Source organism: Pirellulales bacterium (genome assembly GCA_019694435.1).
Taxonomy (GTDB): domain Bacteria; phylum Planctomycetota; class Planctomycetia; order Pirellulales; family JAEUIK01; genus JAIBBZ01.
The window spans coordinates 19,487-44,319 of sequence record JAIBBZ010000015.1; the positions used below are offsets into that span (position 1 = coordinate 19,487).

At 65.1% G+C, this 24,833-nt stretch carries 21 protein-coding genes; 4 read left to right on the plus strand and 17 right to left on the minus strand.

Annotated elements, in window-relative coordinates:
- Positions 1 to 8 precede the first annotated feature (8 nt).
- From K1X74_12755 to K1X74_12785, 7 genes are all read right to left on the minus strand, one after another.
- The gene (locus K1X74_12755; protein MBX7167191.1) at positions 9 to 1,622 is read right to left on the minus strand and encodes a molybdopterin-dependent oxidoreductase; all 1,614 of its coding nucleotides are present in this window, start codon (positions 1,620 to 1,622) and stop codon (positions 9 to 11) included.
- A 12-nt stretch (positions 1,623 to 1,634) separates the two neighbouring features.
- Positions 1,635 to 2,993, minus strand: coding sequence for an NADH-quinone oxidoreductase subunit NuoF (gene nuoF / locus K1X74_12760; protein MBX7167192.1), 1,359 nt, complete (start codon positions 2,991 to 2,993; stop codon positions 1,635 to 1,637).
- A gap of 84 nt (positions 2,994 to 3,077) precedes the next feature.
- Entirely contained in the window at positions 3,078 to 3,581 is a 504-nt protein-coding gene (locus tag K1X74_12765) for an NAD(P)H-dependent oxidoreductase subunit E (protein ID MBX7167193.1), read from the minus strand.
- 57 nt (positions 3,582 to 3,638) lie between these two features.
- The gene (nuoD, locus tag K1X74_12770) at positions 3,639 to 4,925 is read right to left on the minus strand and encodes an NADH dehydrogenase (quinone) subunit D (protein MBX7167194.1); all 1,287 of its coding nucleotides are present in this window, start codon (positions 4,923 to 4,925) and stop codon (positions 3,639 to 3,641) included.
- Between the two features lies 1 nt (position 4,926).
- Positions 4,927 to 5,424 carry an NADH-quinone oxidoreductase subunit C gene (locus tag K1X74_12775; GenBank protein MBX7167195.1) on the minus strand — a complete coding sequence of 166 codons (498 nt, stop codon included), beginning with the start codon at positions 5,422 to 5,424 and terminating at the stop codon, positions 4,927 to 4,929.
- 79 nt (positions 5,425 to 5,503) lie between these two features.
- Positions 5,504 to 6,064 carry an NADH-quinone oxidoreductase subunit NuoB gene (gene nuoB, locus K1X74_12780; GenBank protein ID MBX7167196.1) on the minus strand — a complete coding sequence of 187 codons (561 nt, stop codon included), beginning with the start codon at positions 6,062 to 6,064 and terminating at the stop codon, positions 5,504 to 5,506.
- Complete coding sequence (locus K1X74_12785; protein MBX7167197.1) at positions 6,055 to 6,486, minus strand: NADH-quinone oxidoreductase subunit A; 432 nt, start codon at positions 6,484 to 6,486, stop codon at positions 6,055 to 6,057. Before K1X74_12785 ends, nuoB begins: the two co-directional genes overlap by 10 nt.
- A gap of 857 nt (positions 6,487 to 7,343) precedes the next feature.
- Here K1X74_12785 and K1X74_12790 point away from each other — a divergent pair.
- On the plus strand, positions 7,344 to 8,564 hold the full coding sequence (locus K1X74_12790) for a M20 family metallopeptidase (GenBank protein ID MBX7167198.1): 1,221 nt from the start codon (positions 7,344 to 7,346) through the stop codon (positions 8,562 to 8,564).
- Between the two features lie 274 nt (positions 8,565 to 8,838).
- Here K1X74_12790 and K1X74_12795 read toward each other — a convergent pair whose 3' ends face one another.
- From K1X74_12795 to K1X74_12840, 10 genes are all read right to left on the minus strand, one after another.
- A complete protein-coding gene (locus tag K1X74_12795; protein ID MBX7167199.1) occupies positions 8,839 to 10,308 on the minus strand; it encodes a PEP-CTERM sorting domain-containing protein in 1,470 nt (489 codons plus the stop codon).
- Between the two features lie 613 nt (positions 10,309 to 10,921).
- Positions 10,922 to 11,242, minus strand: a complete 321-nt coding sequence (locus K1X74_12800; protein ID MBX7167200.1) for a calmodulin-binding protein — start codon at positions 11,240 to 11,242, stop codon at positions 10,922 to 10,924.
- 334 nt (positions 11,243 to 11,576) lie between these two features.
- On the minus strand, positions 11,577 to 12,365 hold the full coding sequence (locus tag K1X74_12805; protein ID MBX7167201.1) for an MBL fold metallo-hydrolase: 789 nt from the start codon (positions 12,363 to 12,365) through the stop codon (positions 11,577 to 11,579).
- 163 nt (positions 12,366 to 12,528) lie between these two features.
- Entirely contained in the window at positions 12,529 to 13,383 is an 855-nt protein-coding gene (locus tag K1X74_12810) for an SDR family oxidoreductase (protein MBX7167202.1), read from the minus strand.
- Between the two features lie 23 nt (positions 13,384 to 13,406).
- Entirely contained in the window at positions 13,407 to 13,901 is a 495-nt protein-coding gene (ruvX, locus tag K1X74_12815) for a Holliday junction resolvase RuvX (protein ID MBX7167203.1), read from the minus strand.
- A gap of 45 nt (positions 13,902 to 13,946) precedes the next feature.
- Positions 13,947 to 15,023 (minus strand): NTP transferase domain-containing protein, encoded by a 1,077-nt coding sequence (locus K1X74_12820; protein MBX7167204.1) that lies wholly within the window; start codon positions 15,021 to 15,023, stop codon positions 13,947 to 13,949.
- Positions 15,024 to 15,102: 79 nt separating this feature from the next.
- Entirely contained in the window at positions 15,103 to 16,500 is a 1,398-nt protein-coding gene (locus K1X74_12825) for a UTP--glucose-1-phosphate uridylyltransferase (GenBank protein ID MBX7167205.1), read from the minus strand.
- A 95-nt stretch (positions 16,501 to 16,595) separates the two neighbouring features.
- Complete coding sequence (locus K1X74_12830; GenBank protein ID MBX7167206.1) at positions 16,596 to 17,027, minus strand: hypothetical protein; 432 nt, start codon at positions 17,025 to 17,027, stop codon at positions 16,596 to 16,598.
- A gap of 9 nt (positions 17,028 to 17,036) precedes the next feature.
- Positions 17,037 to 17,183, minus strand: a complete 147-nt coding sequence (locus tag K1X74_12835; protein MBX7167207.1) for a hypothetical protein — start codon at positions 17,181 to 17,183, stop codon at positions 17,037 to 17,039.
- Between the two features lie 22 nt (positions 17,184 to 17,205).
- Positions 17,206 to 17,952, minus strand: coding sequence for an MBL fold metallo-hydrolase (locus K1X74_12840; GenBank protein MBX7167208.1), 747 nt, complete (start codon positions 17,950 to 17,952; stop codon positions 17,206 to 17,208).
- Positions 17,953 to 18,394: 442 nt separating this feature from the next.
- On the opposite strand from K1X74_12840, the gene K1X74_12845 reads away from it, so the two are divergent.
- From K1X74_12845 to metK, 3 genes are all read left to right on the plus strand, one after another.
- The gene (locus tag K1X74_12845) at positions 18,395 to 22,093 is read left to right on the plus strand and encodes a preprotein translocase subunit SecA (protein MBX7167209.1); all 3,699 of its coding nucleotides are present in this window, start codon (positions 18,395 to 18,397) and stop codon (positions 22,091 to 22,093) included.
- 64 nt (positions 22,094 to 22,157) lie between these two features.
- Positions 22,158 to 23,471: a 3-deoxy-D-manno-octulosonic acid transferase gene (locus K1X74_12850; GenBank protein ID MBX7167210.1), complete on the plus strand. Its 1,314-nt coding sequence runs from the start codon at positions 22,158 to 22,160 to the stop codon at positions 23,469 to 23,471.
- Between the two features lie 150 nt (positions 23,472 to 23,621).
- Positions 23,622 to 24,815, plus strand: a complete 1,194-nt coding sequence (metK, locus tag K1X74_12855; protein ID MBX7167211.1) for a methionine adenosyltransferase — start codon at positions 23,622 to 23,624, stop codon at positions 24,813 to 24,815.
- Positions 24,816 to 24,833 lie beyond the last annotated feature (18 nt).

Here is a 24,833-nt window from a genome sequence, read left to right on the forward strand (position 1 = left end):
GATTGGCTTCAAACGCCGGCCGGCTCGCGCGCGGCGAGGGCCACGCCTTGCGGGGGTACGCCGTCGGCCGCGGCGGCGAAATAGGCCACCTCGCCGGCGATCTCGCTGAGCACGGCGCGGGAGTTGTACATCCCGGTTCGGCCGAGCAACTGGGCGTAGATGCTCCCCTCGATCCGCGCCCCCACCGGCGGCCGCACGGCCCACCGGAAGCTCTGCAGGTGGTTCGTGGCATTCACATACGACCCGTCGCGCTCGGCGAAGGCCACACCCGGCAGCCGGTACGTCGCCCGCTGCCAAAGCGGCGAGGCGAACATGTCTTGCACGATCACCAGCGGCGTCTTGGCGACGCGGTTGGCCGTGGCCTCGTCGATCCAGTCGCGCTTGTAGCCGCCGGTGACCCAAACCGCGCCAAATTCGCCCGACTCCAAGCGCGGCAACAGGTCGGCAAACGCCAGCACGCGGCCGGTGAAGTGGCGGATGATCTCCTCGACACCCCGGCGGTTGGGGCACTTCTCGGCGCGGATCGTGAACCCGCCGCGGAATTTCTCGTCGCTGCCCGCGACCGGCACCGGGCCCAGGGCCAATTCGGCCTGCGGGTCGAGCTTGCGCACGAGCAAGGCCAGGAGATACGCCTCTTCGACGGTGAGGTTCGGCGAAAGCACCGCGGCGATGCGGCCCGCCTTGCCGAGCTTCTGCTTGAGCTCGCCGGGCACGCTCGCCCAGTCGGCGGTGACGTATTGCTCTTTGTCGCGGCGCTGCGGCTCGACCAGGCGATGTTCGTCGTGCACGTGGTGATAGCCGTACCGACCCTCGTCGCAAATCCACCACTGGTTGACGGCCTGGTTCTCGCGCGGCCGCAGCCGATAGACGTGGTCCTGGTTCTCGTCGACCCAGATCGAACAGCCCGACGAGCAGCCAGCGCACACGTGCGCGTGGTTTTTCATAAACCAGACGCGCTGCTGGTAGAGAAAATCCTTGTCGCCCAGGGCCCCCACCGGGCACAGGTCGACTACGTTGCCCGAGAGCTTGTTCTCGAGCGGGAAGCCGGGCACGACGTCGATTTCTTCGTGCGAGCCGCGCTCGATGACCATCAGCTCGGCAGTGCCCGTCACCTCGCGGGTGAACCGTACGCAACGGCTGCACATCACGCAGCGGTCGGCGAACAGCGTGACGGTGGGCCCCATGTCGCGGCGCTTGCTGGTAAACGGCCGCAGGTCGGCGCGGCGTTCCTGCTGGCCGTGGGCGAAGTGATAGTCTTGCAGCAGACACTCGCCCGCCTTGTCGCAGATCGGGCAGTCGATCGGGTGATCGAGCAACAGGGCCTCTTCGACGAAGGCCCGGGCCTGCTTGACCTTGTCGCTGTTGGTGACGAACACCGTGCCATCCTTGGCCGGCGTCTGGCAGGCAGGCACGACCTTGGGCATCATCGTGATCTGGCCGGTCTCCGGATTGCGCGTGCCGGTCTCGACCAGGCACATCCGGCAGCTCGCCACGACCGTCAGGCCCGGGTGCCAGCAATAGTGCGGCACGTCGGCGCCGGCGCGGCGCGCGACCTGGATGCCGTTGAGCCGCTCGTGGTCGGCTACTTCAATCTCTTGTCCGTCGACGATGACGATGCCCATAGGTGGTTCCGCTTAATGCGCCCCGGCGATCTGGTGCAGCGCCGGCACCGGGTTGGTTTCCATGTAGCCGCGCGGGTTGGTCCGCTTGATGTAGTCCTCGAACTCGCCGCGCCATTTGCGGATCGCGTTCTTGATCGGCCAGGCGGCACCGTCCGAGAGCCCGCAAATCGTCGTGCCGGGAATAATGCCGATCGTGTCGCCGATTTCCAGCAGCAGATCGAGATCGCGCAGCCGGCCCTTGCCGGCCCTGATGCGCTCGAGCATCGAGAGCGCCCAGTGCGTGCCTTCGCGGCAGGGCGTGCACTGGCCGCAGCTTTCGTGGGCGAAGAACCGGCAGCTGTTGTGCAGGAAGTCGACCATGCTCACCGTTTCGTCGAGCACGACGACGGCCGCGGTGCCCAACCCCAGGCAGCCGGCCTTGCCGGGCCCGTTGAAATCCAGCGGCAGATCGAACTCCGATTCAGCCAACAGGCCCATGCTGATGCCGCCGGGGATCGCGGCCTTGGCCTTGCGCCCCTTCCAGACGCCGCCGCCGAATTCGTCGATCAACTGGCGCGTCGTGATGCCCAAGGGCGCCTCGTAGCAGCCCGGCTTGTTCACGTGGCCGCTCAGGCAGTACAGCTTGGGACCATAGCTGCCCGGGTCGCGCGGGTTGTTCGGGTCGGACGGCACGCCGATCGACTTGAACCAATCGGCTCCGCGCCGGGCGATGTGCGTGACGCAGGCCATCGTCTCGATGTTGTTCACCACGGTCGGCTTGCGGAACACGCCTTCGATCGCCGGGAACGGCGGCTTGATCCGCGGCCAGGCCCGCTTGCCCTCGAGGCTCTCGATCAGGCCCGTCTCTTCGCCGCAGATATATGCCGCGGCGCCACGGTGCACGTAGATGTCGAGCGAAAAGTTGGTGCCGAGGATATTGCGGCCCAAGTAGCCCGCCTGGTAGCACTCGGCGATCGCGCCCTCGAGCCGTTCGTAGCACAAGGGGTACTCGACGCGGAGGTAGATATAGGCCGTCGTCGCCCGCGTGGCGTAGCAACTGATGATCGTGCCTTCGATCACCTGATGGGGGTCGTCCTCCATCAGGATGCGATTGTTGAAGGTCCCCGGCTCGCTCTCGTCGGCATTGACGCACATGTAGATCGGGCCGGGATGGTCCTTGGGCAGGAACGTCCACTTGAGCCCGCAGGGGAAGCCCGCGCCGCCTCGACCGCGCAGATTGCTCGCCTTGACCAGCTCGATCACGTCGACGGGCTGCTTCTCGCGAAGCACCCCTTTGAGGGCCTCGTAGCCACCGGCCGCTTCGTAGACCGACAGCTTGTGGCTGTCTTGCTTGCCTACGTTGGCCAACAGCACCGGCTCGAACTTAGTCACGAGTGTTCGTTGCTCCGTCGTTGGGAAGTCACCAGCCTGGCTGGCGCGTCGCCGGGGGTTTCGGGGTGCGGTTTTCTCGGCCGGTTACTGCGGCAGCCGATTGACAAACGATTCCATCTGCTCGGGAGTCAGGTTCTTATGCAGCTCGGCCTGGCCGCCGTGGTGTGTGGCCAGCATGCAAGGGGCATACTCACAAGCCCCCAGGCATTCGGCAAACTCGACCGTCAGCCGGCCGTCGGGCGTTGTTTCGCCGGGCTTCACGCCGGCCCTCTGACACAGCCGCTCGAGCACTTCCTCGCCACCGCGCAAGGCACAACTAATCGAACGGCACACCCAGGCCCGGGTCTTGCCGTGCGGCTGGTCCTGCTTGAAGTAGCCGTAGAACGAGAGCGTGTCCTGCACCTGGGCCGGCGCCAGCTCGAGCAGCTCGGCGATCTCGATGACCGCCTCCAGCGGCACGTAGCGGAGCGCCTCGTTGACGATGTGCAACGCCGGCAGCGTCACGGCCTGCTTGTTCGGATAGCGCGGAATAAACGCCTGAATCGCGGCGATCATTTCCGGTGTCAAGACGCGTGTGGTGGTCGACATAGATGGCGGTGCGGGTCAGCGGGATCGAGTCTGCGGGATATCGACGGGCGCGGCGGATCAGCGATCCAATTCGGCGGCAATGATGTTGATACTGCCCAATACGGCCACGATGTCGCTGAGCGTGTGCCCCTCGATCATGTAAGGGAACAACGACATGTGGATGAACGAAGGCGGCCGGCAGCGGGCCCGATAGGCAACGTCGGTCCCGTCGCCGGCGATATAAAAGCCCAACTCGCCATTGGGGCTTTCGATCGCCGAGTAGACTTCTTCATGCGGCGTGTCGAAACCGCGATTGCTCATCGCCAGCTCGAAGTGCGAGATCGTACCCTCGATGCTGGAATAGACCATCTTCTTCGAGGGCATCGTGGTCCGCTCGCCCATCGAGACGTTGACCGGGCCCGACGGTAGGTTCTCGATCGCCTGGGTGACGATCTTCAGGCTCTCGCGGATTTCGGCCTGCCGCACCAGGTACCGCGCCAGGCAGTCGCCGGTGGTCATGCAGCAGGTCTTGAAATCAAAATCCTGATAGGCGAGGTACGGCTCGTCCTTTCGCAAATCGCGCGTCACGCCGCTGGCCCGGGCGATCGGCCCCGTGGCGCTGCGGCGGATGGCCTCTTCCTTGGGCAGCACGCCCACTTCCTTCAGGCGGTCGCGGAAGATGCGGTTGCGATTGACCAGCCGGTCCATGTCGCTGAGCGTCTTGGGCAACGTGCGGCAAAACGTGCGGATCTTCTCGACCACGACCGGCGTGATGTCGTACATCAAGCCGCCGACGCGGGTGTAGCTGTTCGTAAACCGCGCGCCGCAGAGCGACTCGAAAATGTCGTAGATGACTTCGCGCTGGTAGAAGGCGTACAAGAAGAACGTGAACGCCCCGGTATCGAGCCCGATGGCCCCGTTGCACAGCAGGTGATCGCTGATGCGCGCCAGCTCGGCAATGATCGTGCGGACGTACTTGCAGCGCGGCGTCAGCTCGATGCCCAGGAGCTTTTCGACGGCACAGTGCCAGGCCACGTTGTTGGCCATCGGCGACATATAGTTCATCCGGTCCGTGACCGTGACGTACTGGTTGTAGTCGAGATGCTCGCCGATCTTCTCGAAGCCCGAGTGCAGATAGCCGATGTCGGGCATGGCCGCGACGACGCGCTCGCCGTCGAGCTTCAGCACCAGCCGCAGCGTCGTATGCGTCGCCGGATGCTGCGGGCCGAAATTCAGCGTCCAGATGTAGTCGAGCTGCTCGTCGTGCGCGAGGTTGCCGCCAAACCCCGGATGCGACAGCCCGGACGGCGTGGCCGCTTCGGGCAAACGGTCTTCGGGCGACGTGGTGGACGGGATCGTGGCCATATCAGCTACTCGCGCGCGTGATCACGGGGAAGTTGTGACGCTCGCCGCGCCCCTGCAGCGGGTAATCCTTGCGCAACGGAAATGCCTCGAACTCTTGGGGCATCAAGATCCGCCGCAGGTCGGGATGCCCGCGAAAGACGATGCCAAACATGTCGTAGACTTCGCGCTCGACATAGTTCGCGCCTTCCCACAGCGGGACCACCGAATCGACTTCGGGGTCGGGCTCGTTGACGAACACGCGAACCGTGATCCGCTCGTTCGATTCGCTGTTGGCCAGGAGGTAGACCAGGCCAAAGCGGTCCGTGGCATCGCGATAATTCAGATAGTCGACGCAGGTCACGTCGATCAGCAGGTCGAATCGACGCTCGTCGCGCAGCCACTCCATCGCGGCATACGCCTGCTCGCGCGGGACCACCACGCGCGATTGGCCGCGAAACTCGCTCGCCGAGATGCTGGGAAACTCTTGTTGCAGGGCGTCGAGCGTGGCTTGCGTTGCCATGGCCTCTTGCTCGTTCAGGAATCCGGGTTTGCTCTTACGGTGCCGGCGGCACCTGGGGTGGGTTCAGGCCAAGCGGGACCTAACGCGACGGGCTGCCAGAGGGCAACACCAGCGAAGGCGTTTCGATCAGGGCTCGCTTCGGCTGCTGGCGCTCGCGAAGCTCGAACTCTTTGCCGTTGATCGTGCCTTCCCGTTGGATCTTGTCTTGCAGGTCGATCACGGCCTGAATCAGCTGCTCGGGACGTGGCGGACAACCGGGCACATACATGTCGACCGGAATGAAGCGATCGATCCCCTGCACGACGCAGTAGGTATCGAACACGCCCCCGGTCGATGCGCACGCGCCCATCGAGATGCACCATTTCGGCTCGTTCATCTGCAACCAGGTCCGCTGCAGGACGGGCAGCATCTTCATCACTACGCGTCCCGCGACGATCATCAAGTCGCATTGCCGCGGGCTGAAGCGAAACACCTCGGCGCCGAAGCGAGCGATGTCGTGCTTGCTCGCGCCGGTGGCCATCAACTCGATACCGCAACAGGCCGTCGCAAAGGGCATCGGCCAAAGGCTGTTCTTGCGACACCAATTGGCCAAGGAATCGAGCTTGGTCACCACCACGTTTTCGGGCAGATCTACCGCCATCGAAACACGCCTTTCCGCCAGGCATAGACGTAGCCGAGGGCCAGCAGGACGAGGAACACCATCACCTCGCCAAACACCAGCCCGCGCGTGCTCACCAGTCCTGAACTGACCGCGGCGTCGACGCCTTCGGGGTTGCGCGAGGCCACGGCCCAGGGGTAGAGGAACAACAACTCGACGTCGAACACCAGAAAGGCAATCGCGACGAGATGAAAGCGAATGTCGAAACGGCGCCGGGTGTCGTGGATCGGATCCATGCCGCTTTCGTACGGCATTTCCTTCACGCGACTGGTCCGCTGTGGACCGAACACGTGGGCAATGCCCAACAGCGCTGCGGCCAGACCAACCGTCGCCAAGACGAACAGCACGACCGGCAACCAGGTCGCTTCAGGAAACCAACTGGCATCCACCGCTGCGGTGTCCATAACCACAAATCCGCCAAGACCTTGAAACGGCGGCAACGGACTTTGTGAATTTCGTCACAAGCCCAGAGCAAAAGTAAACCTGACCTTCGTGTCAGGTTTAAGACGGGCATCGTATCGCTCGCCCTGCAAAGGGTCAAGCAGCCCCGTTGCAGACCGATGCCGCGCCCCTGCACACCTCAAGATTGCCGCGTCGAGCGCAAGCGCAACGCGAACAAACCGAGGTAGCAGCCCACTGGCATTCGGCCGAATCTGGCCGGCTGCGCCGCTCGTCGGTGGAAATCGCGTGCACCGCCCCGGCGGAGGCTGCCCCGGCGCTCGTGCCGCGTCCGGCATTGGCGGGTTGCCGCCAAGCAACGCCAAGACCCAAGCCACCAACAAGGCGAGCCGGTCGTGAAATACCTGCTGAAGAAACCTGCGAAAAAAAATGCAGGTCGGGCGCAAAAAAAAAGCCCTTCGCAGGCGGGGCAGGAACCTACGAAGGGTGGAGCGTCGAAGCAAGCTTCAACGCTCACACGGCTATTCTGCGCGAGAAATCCGCTCACTCAACCCCCTCGAATGACGTTTCTGCTCAGGTTTCGGCCCTTCGGACGACGGCCCTTGCGAGATGTAGCGGCAGGCGAAACTGTTCGGGCGGCGTGCACCGACCCAGCAGCTGACGGCAGACCGCGGCGAGGCGTACCCCGCTCGCCGCCTTCCGCTTCGATGACTGCGGCGTGAACCGATGGCGATAGACGCGGCACTCCCTACAATGACGGGCTTCCGGCGATCGCGCGGGCTTCGGATTTCAGCAGCGTAGACGCTTCAGGCCGCCCGCGAGCAGGGCCGTGCCGGTTCTCGATGATGGAGCGCCGACTCGCATGGCACTCGACCTGATCCAGACCTTGAGCGACCTGGTCGCTCTGCCGAGCGTAAACCCCATGGGGCGCGATGTCAGCGGCCCCGAATATTTCGAGTACCGGGTCAGCGCCTATCTCGAAGCGCTCTTCACGCGGCTCGGCTGGAAGTGGGTGCGGCAAGAGATCGAACCACTCCGTGCGAATGTCATCGCCTGGCTGCCGGGCCGTCCGGGGCCGGAGGAGGGCGGCCCGATCGTGCTGCTCGAAGCCCATCAAGATACGGTCCCCGTCGATGGGATGACCATTCCGCCATGGACACCGACCGTGAGCCATGGGCGGATCTGGGGCCGCGGGTCGTGCGACATCAAAGGCGGAATGACAGCCATGCTCGGCGCCATTGCCAGCCTAAAGGACAACCCGCCTCCGCGTTACCCGTCGATCGTGATGGCCTGCACCATCAACGAGGAACACGGTTACAGCGGCGCCGACCAATTGCCGCAACTCTGGTCCACCGCAGCTGGACCTCACGACGGCCCGCTGGGCGCCGGATTCGTTCCACGCCGGCCGGACGTCGCGATTGTCGCTGAGCCGACGCTGCTCAATGTCGTCGTGGCGCATAAGGGCGCCGTGCGCTGGCGGCTGCACGCCTTGGGACGTGCGGCGCACAGTTCGCAGCCACATCTCGGCGAGAACGCCATCTATCGGATGGCCCGCATCGTCCAAACTCTCGAACGTTACCAGCGCGAGTTCGTACCGACATTGCCGACTCACCCGCGCTGCGGGGCGCCGAGCCTGAGCGTAGGCACGATTCGCGGCGGACTAAGCGTCAATACGGTTCCGGATCGGTGCACGATCGAAATTGACCGCCGGCTGATTCCGGGCGAAACGCCCGACGCAGCGTATCGCCAGGTCATCGACTTTCTTGCCGCCGACGCGGCGATCGACTTTCCGTTGGAGCATGAACGGCCGTATCTCGTCGGACTGCCGCTCGACGATACGCACAACGTAGGGCTCGCCAGCCGCCTCGCCGAAACGGCTCAACGACTTCAGCATCGCTCGGCAGCGGTGGGAGTGCCGTTTGGTACGGACGCCGCGAAGATTGCCGCGGCCGGTGTGCCAACGGTGGTCTTTGGCCCTGGCTCGATCGATCAGGCGCACACAGCCGATGAGTGGCTGGCGATCGAGCAGCTCGAGGCCGCGGCCGCGGTCTTGGCCGAATTCCTGCGGCACTACTGCGACTGAAGCTCGCACGTCGCGTTCCAAGTGGCCGCATCGTCAGGCGGGCAAGTCCGCGCGAGCGCATCGCTCAAAGCGATCGTCGTCAGCCGCGCAATAAAAAAACCCGAGTGGCCCCTGCGGACCACTCGGGATTGTGTTGGCACCACATTTTTGATCGTCCGCCAGGCGGATCGACCATTCCGTATCCAACCGCAGCCGTCCCCCAACATGATGTCTGCGGCGTTTTCTCGGCTGGCCGGCCACGTCTTGGCGACGTGGCCGGCAGCCGGCGAATCACTTACTTGCGGCGACGGCGGGCGACGACGGCCAAGGCCACCGCACCCAGACCCATCAGGACCACCGAACTCGGCTCGGGCACTGCGATGGTGAGGTACTCGGTGTCAACACCGCCGTCACCATCGAAGACCTGGTAGCCAATCGTCACGGTGTACGGCGGGCCAGCCGGACCAGGACCGAAGGTCGCGGTCGAGGTCGCCGAGCCGCCAGCACCCACGACGTCGGTGAAGTCGTCGAACAGGCCGTCACCGTCGAGGTCCCACGCGAACGTCAGGACGTCGAGCACACCCACGTCGGTCGAAGTCGCCTGGAAGTTGGCGAAGTTACCGTAGGGCACGGTGCCCGGACCGCTGATTCCACCCGCCACCGGGGCGACGTTGTTCACCGTCACCACGCGGCCGATGTTCGACGGACCGACGTCGTCAGTCGCCGAGCCGTTGATGTTGACCGAGCCCTCATCCAGCAGACCAGGGTTGGTCAGCCCGACGAGCGAACTGGTGCGGGTCGAGCCGGGAGTCGAACCACCGACGCCCGCGGCCTGACCATCGATCACGAACGTGATCGCGTCAGCACCCGGATCGGTCGCCGTCATCTGGGCCGAGACCGCGTCACCTTCGTTGATGGTGATGTTGCCGTTGGTGCCGTTCAGCGACAGCGTCAGGGCGCTGGGCAGAACGTTGTTCACCGTCACGGTGCGGTTCAGCGTTGTGCTGGTGTCGTCGTCGAAGACCGTGAAGGTCGTGCCGAAGACGCCGTTGTTGTTGTAGGTGTTGTTCACGACACCCGAGGTGCGGGTGCCCGAGAGAGCGCCGTCAACGCCAGCGCCGGCACCGTTGATCACGAACGTCTGGGCATCAGCACCCGGATCGGTCGATTGCATCTGCGACGCAACGCTCGAACCTTCATTGATGGTGACGTTGCCGTTGATGCCGTTCTGGTTGGCCAGCACGATCGTCGGGGCGACGTTCGTCACCGTGACGTTGATCGAGCCCGAGAGGCCCTGGCTGTCGGTCGGGTTCGAGCTACCCAGACCCCACGAGCTGTTCTCGACGATGTTGCGCGAGAAGCCCTGGTTGTACGAAACAGTGTGCACACCGTCTTGGTTGTAGGTGAACGAGCCACCGGTCAAGGCCTGATTACCCTGCACCGTACCAGCGCTGAGGTTTTGAGTCTGGAAACCCGACGCGCCGTTGCTGGTGAAGGTGACCGTATTGCCACCGATACGGCTGGTCGTGGTACCGGCGAAGCCCGACTCGGTATCCAAGTTGCGGGTGATCGTCAACGAATACCCGCTGCTGCTGCCTTCGGGGATCGTTGCGGTGCCGGCGAAACCGGACTGCGAGAGACTCAGGCCTTCGACATCGGCGAGGGCCGGAGAAGCGGTAAAGAACCCAGCGGCCGCTACCGCTGCGAACGCCGCTGTGCGCAGCGTCCCTTTCAAGACGTTTGAACCGATCTGAGTCAATCTCATTAGCGTGCTCCTGACTTACGAATCAGTGGTGCCAAAACTGATACGGAAACGTCGAAAATTGCCAAACCCACGGAGCGCATGCGCTCTGGGGGCTTACAAGGGGCCATAATAACAGCGGCATAAGCGGCTGCAACAGAAAAATCCAGACAATCTGCGAAATTTTTTGGTCGGCAGCGCGGTCCACACAAGCAGCCGACACCGAACAGCTTACGCAGCCTCGAAGATGCAACGCCTGGAATCTGGCGGCTGTAGCGGCTGCAATTGCGATCTGACAGGTAGGCGTTTGCTGCCTAACCGGTTGCCGTAAAACCAAAAGCCCCCACGACTTGGGGGCGCGGCAAAAAAGAAGGCGCGTCGCGCGCGGGGGGGCACTCTTGCGGCGCTGGCCGTCCTGGCAAGAACCCAGGCCTCTCCCGATGGGGGGCCCGCTGGTCTGCCGTCGAGTGCTACTTCCGCGCGGACGCGCTAGGAACTAATCTCGGCAAAAAGTTTTTTCAGCCCCAGGGCATCGCGCGATCGCCCGCAAGCCTTTCGGAAGCCGGCAAGTTCGTACCGCCGTCGGGCACCTGCGACTGATTCCGCGGATTCTCCGCCCCGGCCGTGGCAAATCACCCTAGAAAGTGTCGAGGATGAAGTGGTGCCCCCGGTGATACTTGCGCTCCTCGGGGTACTCGTTGTGCCACTGCTTGTTGTAGACCGGGATCCGCATTTCCGGCGGATAGCGGTAATACAGGTCTTCCGAGCTGCGGTAGTAGTCGGCCGACCAGAAGTTCTGCGGATAATAGACGTACGGGTAGTGGTAAAACCGCTGCCAATCCTGGGTGTTGTAGCTGCCTGACCACTGCCGGCCGTAGGCTTGTTGGGCCGACGCCTGGGTAGTGAACAGCCCGCAGAACAACAACACCGCCAGCGCAAACAGTAGCCGTCGAAGCATGGAGCCTCTCCTCTCGGACGCTGCCGAGACGCTCGGGCGGCCGCGGACGATAGGCCTGGAAACAGGCGCACTTTGCCGCGGAAATCGCCATTCTGGGTCGAGATGAGATCGGCCGCGGCACCCATTGCCGGCAACTCGCCGCACGGGACTCGTCCCTCTCGAGCTCCCGTGCCGAGGCTGCCCAGGGGCCGCCGCCAGAACTGACCATCGGCCGCACTTCAAAGCGGCGTTGAGAGAATATCCGGCAAAACCGCTTCGGTCGGCACAACCGGGCGCCGACTGCCCGCAAACTTTGCCCGGAATGCCACGTTCGAGCCCTCGCCGGTCAAGGCGGCTAGTCCTTGCCGGGCATTTTGCCCGCCGCCAGCTCGCGATCCCACTCGTCCATCAGCGGCCAGTGGGTAGCGCAGGTGCCAAAATCGGCCATCGCCAGATAGCTGCGAACCCGGGCGATGGTGCGGTCCAACAGGGCGTTGTCCTTGCGAAAGATAGGCCCGTGGCTGGGCAGCAGCCACTTCACGTCGCTGGCACGAATGCGCTCCAAGGAGCGGACGAAAGCTTCGATATCGCTGCCATGATGGGCATCGATCGCCCCGACGCAGCCATCGCGATAGATGTTGTCGCCGCTGAACAGCAGATCGCCCAGGCGGAATGCCAGCTGGCTGTCGGTATGCCCCGGCGTGTGCCAGACCTCGAGTTCGAGCCCGCCGACGCGAATCCGATCACCCTCGCCGATCAGCACATCGAGCTTGACCGGGGGCATCGCCAGATCGATGTCCTGCGACGGGATCTTGGCAAAGGTGCTGACCGTATCCCCCGTGGCCAAGGGTTCCACGGCCTTGGCATGGCCCGTGGCGGTTGTCTTGAGCAGGGCTTTGATCTTGGCCAGGCCCTGCACATGGTCGACGTCGGCATGCGTCGCGATCACCGTCTGGCACTGATTCAGCGGAAAATCCATCTGCCGAATCAGTTCGACGATCTCATCGACCGTGTCCTCGTAACCGACGTCGATCAAGATCCATTGTTGAGAGTCGTAGACGAGATAGACGTTGCACCCCAGGCGCGTGCCGGCCTGATAGTTCATCTCGATGACGTGCGGGAAGACCGGCTTCCGTTCGACCATGCGACAACCCGCCCAGGGAGAGGTTTCAGGCACCACCGCGGCACCCGGCGGCCGCCTGGTTCACGAGTTTTCCGCAAGCCGCAGGGGGATTTTAGAAAGGCCTCGCCCGAGCGACAACCGGCCGTCCCTGGGGCACCTCGACCGGCGCGCCAAGACTGCCCGATCAACCCACAATCGCCTGCAGCCCCTCGCGAAAAGTGGGAAAACGCCAGGCGGGCTGCAACTCGGCCAGCAAACGTCGGTTGTCGAGCCGCTTGTTGGTCGCCGCGCGACCGCGGCTCGAGGTACCCGGCTCGGGATGGGCGAATTTCGGCGGTTCGGCGCCCAACCGACGGGCCAGCTCGCCGTAAAACTCTCGCCGGGTCGTAGGCTGTCCGTCGCCGACCACATACAACCGGGGCGGAGTGCTGCGTGTGGCGGCCAACACGACGATCTCAGCCGCGTCGTCGACATGTACCAGGTTCAGATAGCTGTCCGCATCGGCGACGATCGTCTCTCCGCGAAGCACCGCGTCGAGCCGGGGAATGCGCCCGGGCCCGTAGATGCCTGCCATTCGCAGCACAACGGCGCGCTGGCCCAACGGGTGCTCGGCAAGCGACTGCTCGGCGGCCAGGCAGATCCGTCCGTTCTCGCCCGCGGGTTCGCAGGGCGATCGTTCGTCGACCCAGCTGCCATCGTCCTGTCCGTACACGCTCGTCGACGAGACGTAGATCAGCCGTTCGACTGTCGGGGGCAAGGCGTCGAGAGCGTGGCGCAGGCCGCCGACGTAGACCTGCTCCATCGAGGGGCCAGCACCACGGTCGTAGCCCACGGCATGCAGCACTGTCTTTACGGCCGGCAGGCTGCCGAGGCTGCTGGGCTCGGTCACATCGCCGATCACCGGCTGCCAGCCGCGGGCAGCCAACTCCTCGGCTCGCTGCTGCGAGCGCGTCAGGGCGTACACCGTCTGGCCGGTCGATCTCCAGCGCTCGGCGACGCGCTGGCCCAGGTATCCGCAGCCGATAATCAGCATGGCCATGTTGACGAGGCTCGGCGCGGGGTTCAGCGGTTACGGCGCGGGGGATCGTCGAGCGAACCCGGATCGCGCAAGGCGGCGTCGGGCGATTCGAGAAATGCGGCCAACATGATTTGGGCAGCCAGCATATCGAGCCGGGCCTTGCGACGCTTCTTGGTCAATTCGGCGGCCTGCAAGGCGGCTTCGGCCTCGGCGCTGGTGAACCGTTCGTCGAAATAACACACCTCGACGCCGGTGGCCTGATGCAGCCAGGCCCCGAACTGGCGTGCCTCGTGCGATTTCTGGCTTTCCCGGCCGTCGAGATGCACCGGCAGGCCGACCACGAATAGCCGCACGCGCTCTTCGGCCACGAGTCGCTGGAAGCGGCGGGCGTCGAGCTGGGGCGTCCGCCGCTGATAATTCTCGTACGGCGAGGCAATCCGCCGCTGCGAATCGGACAAAGCAATGCCGATCCGCACGGTTCCATAGTCGATGCCCGCCACGCGGCCGGGCGGTGAATTCGGCGGAGCGGCGTCGGGCACGAGGAGCCGGGTTGCCTGGGGCAGATGCAAGGCGGAAACGGAGAATTACAGGTGCTGGCCCCAACCGCGATGCTGGATCAGCTTGACCAGCTCGCGCAGCGATTCTTCGCGGCTGCGATGGGCCACGAGGGTCGCGTCGGGGGTTTGCACAATAATACAGTCGTCGATCCCCAACGTTGCAACCAGGTGATCGGGCGTGCCGCGGATGATGCACCCGTGGGTGTCGAGCCCTACGTGCCGAGCCGAGACCGTGTTCCCTTCGGCGTCGGCGCCGCGCAATCGGGCCAGCGCCTGCCAACTGCCGACGTCGTCCCATTCGTAGGGGGCTTCGACCACGGCCACGTCGCGGGCGTGCTCCATCACGGCATAGTCGATCGACACCCCGCGGATCGCGGCAAACTCGGCGGCGAACACCTCGGCAAAGTCGTCGCGCCCGAACGCCGAGGCAATCGTCTCCAGGTGAGCCGCCATCTGGGGTTGATGTTCGGCCAGGGCCGCCAGGATCGTGGCAGCACGCCAGACGAAGATGCCCGAGTTCCAGTAGAACCGCCCGGTGGCGACGTATTCGGCCGCGACCTCGGCCCGGGGTTTTTCGCGGAAGCGGGCTACGCGATAGCTCGGAATACCGCTTGCGGCCAAGGGCTCGGCACGCTCGATGTAACCAAACGACTCGGCCGGGTACGTGGGACGGATGCCGAACGTGACAATCCGGCCGGGCGACTCTTCGACCAGCGCGACCGCATGACGCATGGCTGCTTGGAATTTTTCGGTCGGGCCGATGACATGATCTGCGGGCAGCACGGCCATCACCGCATCGGGATCGTCGCGGCTGACCAGGTGGGCCGCCAGGCCGATGCAGGGGGCTGTGTCGCGCTTGCACGGTTCGCCGACCACGGCCCCGGCAGGCAATTGCGGTAACTGCGCGGCCACCGCATCGACGAGCACATCGGCCGTAATGATCGACACGCGCTCGCGCGGCACCAGGCCCGCCAGGCGATCGAAGGTGGCCTGGATCATCGTCCGCCCGCCGAGCAGATCGAGCAGTTGCTTCGGGAGCGCGGCACGGCTCTCGGGCCAGAATCGAGTGCCGGCGCCACCGGCCATGATCACGGCATGTAGCATCGCCACGGATTCCCCCAAGGTCCTCGGCCACCAGAGCGCCGGAAGCGAGCCCGACCGCACATAATTCGCGGTCGCCGTTCTAGCAGAAATATCGCGGCGCCGTCACCCGCAGTCCCGGCGGCAACACCGACCGCAATTGGTCGGCATCGAGGGCCAATCGCGGGCTGATCTCGACGGCCACCCCGGGATCGACCATCGCACCGGCGGCCCGGAGCCAGGCCGTGTGCAGCGAGATCATCTGGGCACGGACCGTGGCCGGCGTGTCGCGGCGCTCGTCGGGACCATTTTTGAGCGGGGCAAATCGCGTCTGCGGATCGACCTCGACGGCCAGCGTGCGCCGCGCCGCCGGCAGCAAGTCGAAGATGAAGCGCTCGTACTTGATCGCGTTCGGCGCCGCCGGCTCGACTGTGCGCCCCCGCGGATCGACGAACGGCACGCGTTTGAGTGCCCGGTGAAAAGGCAAGGTGCTCGGATCGGCCGCGGCGCGGGCCAGGAACGCGACGTCGATCGCGTGCACGGCGATATTGCCGGCCCAGAGCTCCAGGTTGCCATCGGGGCGGCGGCGGGCGGCGACCTCGTCGGGCAGATCGCTGTACTCGATGATCCGCACCTGCCCATCGATCTGCACCAGGTTGCCGACGCGCTCCAGGGGATCGGTTTTGCGCACCACTTGGGTCGACATCTCGGATTCGGAGAGCAGGTGATTGCCCAGAAACTCCGGATCGCAAACCGCGACGAGCGGATTGTCGACCTGCATGTAGAACAGTTGGGTGATCCCGCGCCGCTGCAGGTCGGCCAGCGCACCGCTGGCGGCCAGCGCCGCGACCAGGCCCCCGTGGCCGTCCGGGCTGAGGGCCAGTTCGTCCGGCGCCGCGAGCAGCACCTGACCTGTCGCCGCATCGACGGCCGGCATGGTTCCCTGGCAAACCACCTGCACGTCCGCGTCGGCAAGGCCGAAATTGTCGTGGGCCGCAAGGAAGGCCAGCGTGTCCGCATGCGTCGCCGGGCTGGTCATCAGGTACAGCGGGACCACGGCGCCATAGCGACTCGTGACGGCCCCGACCCCCTCGAGCAAGATCTGAAACAGCGAAGCCTGCGAGACGGGGCCTATCGGGTACATGCCCTTGGGCTGATCGAAACCGAGTCGGGTCCCCTGCCCTCCGGCCACGAGCACCACGCCGACTTTGCCAGCCGCGAGCAATTCACGGCCACGCTGCCGCGCCAGTTCCGAGGGAAACGGCATGGGCCCTTCGAGCCGGATCGCAGGCGGCCCCACGGCACGCTGGGCCGCTTCGGCCCAGGTCTCGCCGCCGGGCAGATCGTGCCGCAGCTCGGCTAATTGTGCGAAATCGATCGCCGCGATCTGTGCCGCCAGCCGTTCCTGCCGATCGGGCTCGAGCTGCGCCCAGAAGGCCAGCAGATGTTCCTGCCCAAAGCGGCGCAGCAGGGTTCGGAGCTCGAGAGGATCACGCGCCATGCGAAGCAGGAAACCTTGTTTCAACCACGGAAGCCAGCAACACGAAGCAGAATAGCTGGAATCAACAAATATAGGTCAGACGGACGGCGGAACGCCTATGCGGCGACGGGCGGCGCCGCCAGTCGCCGCGCCCAGCGGGCCCCCAGAATCAGGCACAGGGGCAACAGCACCGTGTTGACCGCGCGGAACCAGAAGGGGTACGGCACCATCGCCATATTGGCCAACGCCGCGGCAAACAGTAGCAGGCCGATCGCGATGCCGTGCGCCGGGTGTCGTGCCGCACCCAGGCGCGTGGCAATCCACGAGCTGCCACCCACGGCCAACGCCCAACCGACGACCGCCACGACCAGAGCGCTGGTGGGCAGTCGCGCGGCATAGGCACGGCAAGCCTCGGCGTCGTTCGGGTCAAAGCCAGCAGGAAGCGGATGCAAGATCGTGCCGATGTACTCAACCGCGATGACCAGCCCGAAGGCAACGGCCAAGGCGAGCACGATGGCGACAACGCTGCGAATCACGGAAAGCAACATGGCAAGCGCTCAGCGAGCAGCGGGCGAAGGAGCCTCGGAAGTGCCTTGAATATCCGCACCACGGCGCGCCAAGGGAAGACTCAAGAGAACCAGCGCCACGAGCACGAGCACGAACAACGCGCCGCGATGATCTTCTTTCGGCGGCGCTGGATGCATGGCTCGGCCTCCCGCGCGGCGCTTAGGTGCCGCTCAAGGGGACGCGCATCCCGTCGTAGGCCAGTTCCATTCCCGGCAGCAACTCGGCCGAAGTGGCCGCGTGCTCCAGCTCGTGCGACATGTGGGTGAAGATGGTCCGCCGCGCGCCGATCCGCTCGGCCGCGGCAACGGCTTCTTCGAGCGTGAAATGGGTCGGGTGCGGGCGTTTGCGCAGGGCATCGAGGATCAGCACGTCGAGCCCCTGGAGCTTGTCCCAGCTTTCCGCGGGGATTTCATTGGTGTCGGTGCAATAGGCCACGTCGCCGAAGCGGAAACCCAACACCTCGCCTCGGCCATGGCGCAGCCGGATCGGCACGACCCGCTGGCCCAGAACGTCGAACGGCGCCAGGTCGATGCGCACGAAGGCCAACTGCGGAATGCCGCCGTGGTGAAACGAATCGGCCTCGTGTTCGAACGCATAGTCGAACGATTTGCGGATCCGCGCCTCGACCCAGTCCTCGCAATAGAGCGGCATGCGGTGCCCCAGGTAATAGGGGAACAGCCGCAGATCGTCCAAGCCGAACAGGTGATCGGCATGCGAGTGCGTAAACAGCGTGGCGTGGATCAGGCCAATCTTTTCGCGGACCAGCTGCATTCGCAGCTCGGGTGGGGTGTCGATCAGCAGATTGCCCTCGGGCAGGCCGAGTACGAGCCCGCAGCGCGTGCGCGTGTTGCGAGGGTCGGTGCTCGTGCAGGTCGGGCAGCCGCAACCGATCACGGGCACCCCCATCGAGGTGCCGGTGCCCAGGAACAGGAGCTGTCCGCGAATGTCGATGGAGATCGGCTGATGGGCCAAGCGTGATTACCGCGATAGCTGAGGGGGAGGCGTCGGAACTTGGGGGCAAACGACCCTGCGATGGTGATTCTCACTACCGGCGTCGAGCTGGCAAGCCGGAGGTGTCCGACGGCCGCGCGAACCGTTCCCGCGGTTGGACAAGGAGCCGTCCGTTTCGGCGCAACCTTACGAGAGCGAGTGCTTTAGGGCAATTCTGGCCCGGCGACGAGGCGAACAAACCTTATTGACCCCCCGTAATAAAGCGAATACAGTACGCGCCGGAATCTACGCGCCGCCGGAACGTTTTGACTCGTAGGCAGTTACGGCATCTTGCCGGCTGGCATTTTTCAGTCACTTGCGCACCGGCGCCGCTTGCGCACACAGGGTTGTGTCGGCTATGGCTAACGAAGCTTTGGAATTTGTCTGGGACGCTACCAGCGGTCTCTTTGGCGGGGTCGCTCGGGGGATTGAGCGCGGCATCACTTCGCTGTTCGGCTCGGCCAATGCCCGATTCGTCAAGCGGCTGCAGCCCAAAGTGGCGGCCATCAATGCATTGGAGTCGAAATACCAGGCAATGACCGAGGAGGAGCTACGGGACCAGACGCGGATTTTCCGCGAACGGCTCCGTGCCGGCGAAACGCTCGACGATCTGCTCGTCGAGGCCTTTGCCGTGTGCCGCGAGGGCGGGCGGCGGTTTCTCGGGATGCGCCACTACGACGTCCAGCTCATGGGCGGCATGGTGCTCCACTCGGGCGCGATCGCCGAAATGGTGACGGGCGAAGGCAAGACGCTGGTTGCCACGCTGCCGGCCTATCTCAATGCGCTCGAAGGCCGCGGCGTCCACGTGGTGACCGTCAACGACTACCTGGCCCGCCGCGACATGGAGTGGATGGGACCGTTGCACATGCGGCTGGGGCTCTCCGTCGGCGCGATCCAAGGCGGCATGGGCGGCATGGAGCGGCAGAAGTCCTACGCTTGCGACATCACCTACGGCACGAACAACGAGTTCGGCTTCGACTACCTGCGCGACAACATGCGCCTGGCGGCCCGCGGAGACGACCGCTACCCCAAGGAAATGCAACAGTGCCAGGGGCCTTTGAACTACGCGATCATCGACGAAGTCGACAACATTCTGGTCGACGAGGCGCGGACGCCGCTGATCATCTCGGGCCCCGCGCACGACGACGTCTCGAAATACCAGAAGGCCGACAAGATCGCCCGGCAACTGAAGCGCGACGCGCACTTCGAGGTCAAGGAGAAAGAGCACACGGCCCACCTGACGGAAGATGGGGTTAGGGCCGCGGAGAAGCTGGCCGGCGTCGAGAGTTTCTACACGGCCGGCAACATGGAATGGCCGCACCTGATCGATAACTCGCTCAAGGCGCATCACCTCTACCGCCGCGACGTCAACTACGTCGTCCAGCAGGGCGAGGTGGTGATCGTCGACGAGTTCACCGGCCGCCTGATGCCGGGCCGCAACTGGAGCGATGGCCTGCACCAGGCCGTCGAGGCCAAGGAGGGCGTACGGATCAAGGAAGAAAACCAGACGCTGGCCACGATCACGCTGCAAAACTTCTTCAAGCTCTACAAGAAAATCTGCGGCATGACCGGTACGGCCATGACCGAGGCCACCGAGTTCTGGAAGATCTACAAGCTGGATGTGATCGCCATTCCGACCAACCGGTCGCTCACGCGGATCAATCACCCCGACGTGATCTACCTGACCGAGAGGGACAAGTTCAAGGCGATCGTCGACGAGATCGAGCTGTTGCACAAGTTCGACAGCGTCGAGCAGCGCGACGGCACCTTCATCGCCGGCCAGCTCCAGCAGGAAAACGACCAACAGGTCGAAATCGTCGACCGCGAGTCGAAGCAGCCCCAGACGATCGCCCGGGACAAGGTCAAAGAGGTCCGTCGCCGCGGGCGGCCGATCCTCGTCGGCACGGTGTCGATCGAGAAGAGCGAACGGCTCTCGGAAATGCTGGCCCAGCGGGGCATCGATCACAGCGTGTTGAATGCCAAGCATCACCAGCGCGAGGCCGAGATCATCGCCCAGGCCGGGCGGAAGTCGGCCGTGACGATCGCCACGAACATGGCCGGCCGCGGTACCGACATCATCCTCGGCGGCAACTCCGAGACGATGGCCTGGGCCCAGTTGCAGGACAAGTATCCCACGCGGCTCGACGTGCCGCGCGAGGAGTGGGAGGCGCTGATCGCCGAGATCGAGAACCGCGAACAGACCAAACAGGTCGGCCGCGAGGTGGCCAAGCTGGGCGGGTTGCACGTGATCGGCACCGAACGGCACGAAGCCCGACGCATCGACCTGCAGTTGCGCGGGCGTTGCGGCCGCCAGGGCGATCCCGGCAGCAGCCGGTTCTTCCTCTCGCTCGAAGACGACCTGATGCGAATCTTCGGCGGCGAATGGGCCAAGAACATGCTCACCCGCATGGGCATGCAAGAAGGCGAGGCGATCGAAAGCCGCCTGGTGAGCCGGCGGATCGAGGGCGCGCAGAAGAAGGTCGAGGAACGCAACTTCGAGGTCCGCAAAAACCTGCTCGAATACGACGAAGTGATGGACGAGCAGCGCAAGCGCGTCTACCACTATCGCCAGCGGATTCTCGACGGCGCCAGCGTCAAGGCCGCGATCCTCGACATGATCAATCAGTCGATCGCCGGGCAACTGGGCGAGTTCCTCGACAAGGATTACGGCGCTGCCACGTTTGCCCGCTGGGCCGGCAACCTGTTGGGCGTCGAGTTCGAGCCGCGCGATTTCCGTGGCACCGATTTCGACGCGGCCCAGCAACTGGCCAAGGACCAGGCCGAGCGCCAGGTCGAGACCCAGGTGCACGAACTGATCGATGAGAACTTGCCGGCCGAAGAAGACTCGGCCGAATGGAACTGGGAAGCGCTGGCCAAGGCCGCCAACGCCCGTTGGCGGCTGAACCTGCGCGACCGCGACCTCAAGAAAGTCGGCCGCGACGACCTGGCCGAGGCCCTGATCGAACAGGGGCAAGCGTCGATTCAAGAGGTCGACCTGAGCGAGGGCCAACGCTACCTGGCCGAGGACTATGGCGTCCGCACCGCGTGTGGATGGCTGCAGTTGAAGTTCGGGCTGAAGCTCGAAGTCGACGAGGTCCGCCATTTGGACGCCAAGCCGTTCATCGAACTGGCCCGGCAGCGCGCGGCGGCCGCATATGCCGAAAAAGAAGCCGAGTTTCCCGTGCTGGCCAGCCTGGCCCGCTTCACGGTGACCGAAAACGGCACGCCCCGGCTCGATCGCGAGAAGATCGTCGACTGGGCACAGCGGCGCTTCGACGCGGCCCTGTCGCTCGACGAGCTGCGCAACAAGGATCGCCACGAGACGGCCGAGCAATTGATTGTCCGCAGCCGCGCTCATCTCGACCGTGGCGAAACGGTCCAGGCCGAGGCCCAGGCGCAGGTCGACCAACTGTTCTCGACGGACGACGCGACGCGCACCTTGGCGCTGGCCGCGGGCCGTGGCGCCGCCGATCAGCTTGCGTCCTGGATCAAGGAACAGCTGGGGTTCGACGTCGCCGCCGACGAGCTGGCGCGCTTGAATCGCGAACAGTTGGCGTCCCGGCTGTCGAACATGGTCGAAGACCGGTTCCGGCCCGAGATGCGGCGGCTCGAGCGGTCGCTGGTGTTGAGCATTCTCGACGCCGCCTGGAAAGATCACCTGCTGTCGATGGACCGCTTGCGACAGTCGATCGGCCTCCGCGGTTTCGCCCAAGTCGATCCGAAGGTCGAATACAAGCGCGAAGGCATGCAGATCTACCAACAGATGTGGAACTCGGTCGGCGAACAGGTGACCGACCTGATCTTCCGCATGGAGCAGCTCGACGAAGGCTTCGTCCGCTCGGTCTGGAACGAGACCAGCGCCGTGCACGAAGAGGCCCCCTCGACGGCCGGCGAGATCGGCAAGCAGCAGCAGTCCGCGATCGACTCGTCGCAGACGGCGGCCAAGAGCGAGCCGATTCGCAATCGCGAAGATCGCACGCCGCGCAATGCCCCCTGCCCTTGCGGCAGCGGCAAGAAATTCAAGAACTGCTGCATGAACAAGCGGCCCACCGTCTGACGCACGCGCGGCGAATCGCTCGCGACCTGTCAGACACAGGCAGCCCCGGGAAAGGACTCCCCGCGTGCCCTACCTGCTCAACCTGGTCTACTTGTTGCTGCTGGTGGCGGCGGCGCCGCTCCTCGCATGGCGTGCCGTGCGGCTGGGCAAGTATCGCCAGGGATTGTCCGCGCGCTGCTGGGGCGCAGCGCCCCGCGTCGCAGGCGCGGCACCACGCGTCTGGTGGCATGCCGTCAGTGTCGGCGAGGTGAATCAGTTGGCGCCCGTGCTGGCCGAGTACCGCCGGCAATTTCCCGACTGGCAGCACGCGATCAGCACGACGACGGCCACCGGGTACGAGCTGGCCCGCAAGAAATACGCCGACTTGCCGGTGTTTTACAGCCCCTTGGATTTCACCTGGGCAACGCGTCGGGCAATGGCTCAGGTGCGGCCCGATCTGCTGGTGCTGACCGAGCTGGAGCTATGGCCCAACCTGATCGACGCCGCACGGCGCCACGGCGCACGGGTCGCCATCATCAACGGTCGCTTGAGCGAGCGGAGTTTTCGCGGCTATCGGCGCGTCCGACCGCTCGTGGCCCGGGTGTTGCGGCACATCGACCTGATCGCCGCCCAGAACGAAGAGTATGCCGAGCGGTTCCTGCAATTGGGCGCGCCGGCCGTGCGTCTGTATCGCACCGGGTCGATCAAGTTCGACGGCGCGCGAACCGATCGGGCCAATCCGCAAACGCAGGCCCTGGCCGAGCTAGCCGGAATCACTCCGGACGATCGCGTGTTCCTGGCCGGCAGCACCCAGGCGCCCGAGGAAGAGATTGCCCTGCGGGTCTTTGCCGAATTGACGGCAATTTACCCGCGACTGCGCATGGTTCTCGTCCCCCGGCACCCGGAGCGGTTCGACGAGGTGGCCCGGCTGCTCGACGCCAACGGCCTGACCTGGCAGCGGCGGACGCGGTTGATGCCCGGCAGCTCGCCGGGCGCAGCGGCGCGGATTCTCCTGGTCGACGCCATCGGCGAACTGGCGGCCTGGTGGGGTACGGCTCACATCGCCTTTGTCGGCGGGAGCCTGGGGCAACGGGGCGGCCAGAACATGATCGAGCCGGCCGGTTACGGCGCGGCCGTCTGCTTCGGGCCCAACACCCGCAACTTTCGCGACATCGTGGCCCAACTCCTGGCCGCCGACGCGGCCCGGGTGGTGCAAGACGAGCGCCAGCTTGCCGCTTTCGTCCGCCGCGCGCTCGACGACCCGTCTTGGGCCACGGCCCTGGGCCAGCGCGCCCAGCGCTTTGTCGTCGCCCAGGCGGGTGCGACGCGCAGTACGGTCGACCTCTTGGGCCAGCTGTTCCCCGCCGGGGCCGCCGCGAAACCTCGTCGCGCGGCGTAGAAAGCCGCCTCCGGCGACAGCACGCGCTCCTTGCCCGTTCGACCCGGGCATTTCTATAATCCCGGTTCGGTTCGGGGCACCAGGGGTCGGTCGTCAACGCGGTCGCCGACGTACTCCTCGAGTTTTGTACCCGCGCGCCGCCAGGAGGCAATCGCCGTGGCATCGGGCAAGTTCTTGTTCACCAGCGAATCGGTCAGCATGGGTCACCCAGACAAGCTGGCCGACCAGATATCCGACGGCGTGCTCGACGCCCTGTTGGCTGCCGACCCCTATAGCCGAGTGGCCTGCGAGACGATGGTCACCACCGGCGTGGCCATCGTGGCCGGCGAAATCACCACCAAGGCCCACGTCGATTACCGGCAGATCGTCCGCGACGTGATCCGCGAGGTGGGATACACCGACGACCAGATGGGCATCTGCGCCGACACCTGCGCCGTGATGCTGTCGATCGACGGGCAGAGCCCCGACATCGCGATGGGCGTCGACGAAGACTCGTCGCACGGCAAGGACATCGGCGCCGGCGACCAGGGCCTGATGTTCGGCTATGCCTGCAACGACACGCCCGAGCTGATGCCGCTGCCGATCGCCCTGTCGCACCGCATCATCAACCGGCTGACCGAGGCCCGCAAGAAGGGCGAAGTCAATTGGCTCCGCCCCGACAGCAAGAGCCAGGTGACGGTCGAATACGATGGCCATCGGGCCGTGCGGATCGACACGGTGGTCGTGTCGACGCAACACTCGCCCGACGTTTCGAACGACGAGATTCGCCGGTTCGTGATCGACAAGGTCGTCAAGCCGTGCCTGCCGCCGCAGCTCGTCCAGGGCGAGATCAAGTATCACATCAATCCCACGGGGCGATTCGTCGTCGGCGGTCCGCACGGCGATTGCGGTCTCACCGGGCGTAAGATCATCGTCGACACGTACGGCGGCTGGGGCCGTCACGGCGGCGGTGCCTTCAGCGGCAAGGACCCCACCAAGGTCGATCGCAGCGCCGCTTACATGGCCCGGCACGTGGCGAAGAACGTCGTGGCGGCTGGCCTGGCCGATCGCTGCGAGGTGCAGTTGGCCTATGCGATCGGCGTTTCGGCGCCGGTCAGCGTGCATGTCGACACTCAGGGGACCGGCAAGATCGACGATCAGCGCATTTGCGAACTGGTCACCGAGATCTTTCCGCTCACTCCGGCCGGCATCATCAAGTACCTCGACCTGCGCCGGCCGATCTACCGGCTGACGGCGGCCGGCGGCCACTTTGGCCGTTCGGAAAAGCAGTTCACCTGGGAACAAACGAACCGCAAGGACGAGCTGGCGGCCGCCGCGCGGGGCACGGCGACGGCAGCCCGCTGACCTGCCGCGAAGTCCACG

Excerpts from the sequence above, each read along its gene's own strand:
- K1X74_12755 (MBX7167191.1), bottom strand. The coding sequence starts at position 1,622 with ATGGGCATCGTCATCGTCGACGGACAAGAGATTGAAGTAGCCGACCAC.
- K1X74_12765 (MBX7167193.1), bottom strand. The coding sequence starts at position 3,581 with ATGTCGACCACCACACGCGTCTTGACACCGGAAATGATCGCCGCGATT.
- nuoD (MBX7167194.1), bottom strand. The coding sequence starts at position 4,925 with ATGGCCACGATCCCGTCCACCACGTCGCCCGAAGACCGTTTGCCCGAA.
- K1X74_12775 (MBX7167195.1), bottom strand. The coding sequence starts at position 5,424 with ATGGCAACGCAAGCCACGCTCGACGCCCTGCAACAAGAGTTTCCCAGC.
- nuoB (MBX7167196.1), bottom strand. The coding sequence starts at position 6,064 with ATGGCGGTAGATCTGCCCGAAAACGTGGTGGTGACCAAGCTCGATTCC.
- K1X74_12785 (MBX7167197.1), bottom strand. The coding sequence starts at position 6,486 with ATGGACACCGCAGCGGTGGATGCCAGTTGGTTTCCTGAAGCGACCTGG.
- K1X74_12790 (MBX7167198.1), top strand. The coding sequence starts at position 7,344 with ATGGCACTCGACCTGATCCAGACCTTGAGCGACCTGGTCGCTCTGCCG.
- K1X74_12795 (MBX7167199.1), bottom strand. The coding sequence starts at position 10,308 with ATGAGATTGACTCAGATCGGTTCAAACGTCTTGAAAGGGACGCTGCGC.
- K1X74_12800 (MBX7167200.1), bottom strand. The coding sequence starts at position 11,242 with ATGCTTCGACGGCTACTGTTTGCGCTGGCGGTGTTGTTGTTCTGCGGG.
- K1X74_12805 (MBX7167201.1), bottom strand. The coding sequence starts at position 12,365 with ATGGTCGAACGGAAGCCGGTCTTCCCGCACGTCATCGAGATGAACTAT.
- K1X74_12810 (MBX7167202.1), bottom strand. The coding sequence starts at position 13,383 with ATGGCCATGCTGATTATCGGCTGCGGATACCTGGGCCAGCGCGTCGCC.
- K1X74_12820 (MBX7167204.1), bottom strand. The coding sequence starts at position 15,023 with ATGCTACATGCCGTGATCATGGCCGGTGGCGCCGGCACTCGATTCTGG.
- K1X74_12825 (MBX7167205.1), bottom strand. The coding sequence starts at position 16,500 with ATGGCGCGTGATCCTCTCGAGCTCCGAACCCTGCTGCGCCGCTTTGGG.
- K1X74_12830 (MBX7167206.1), bottom strand. The coding sequence starts at position 17,027 with ATGTTGCTTTCCGTGATTCGCAGCGTTGTCGCCATCGTGCTCGCCTTG.
- K1X74_12835 (MBX7167207.1), bottom strand. The coding sequence starts at position 17,183 with ATGCATCCAGCGCCGCCGAAAGAAGATCATCGCGGCGCGTTGTTCGTG.
- K1X74_12840 (MBX7167208.1), bottom strand. The coding sequence starts at position 17,952 with ATGGGGGTGCCCGTGATCGGTTGCGGCTGCCCGACCTGCACGAGCACC.
- K1X74_12845 (MBX7167209.1), top strand. The coding sequence starts at position 18,395 with ATGGCTAACGAAGCTTTGGAATTTGTCTGGGACGCTACCAGCGGTCTC.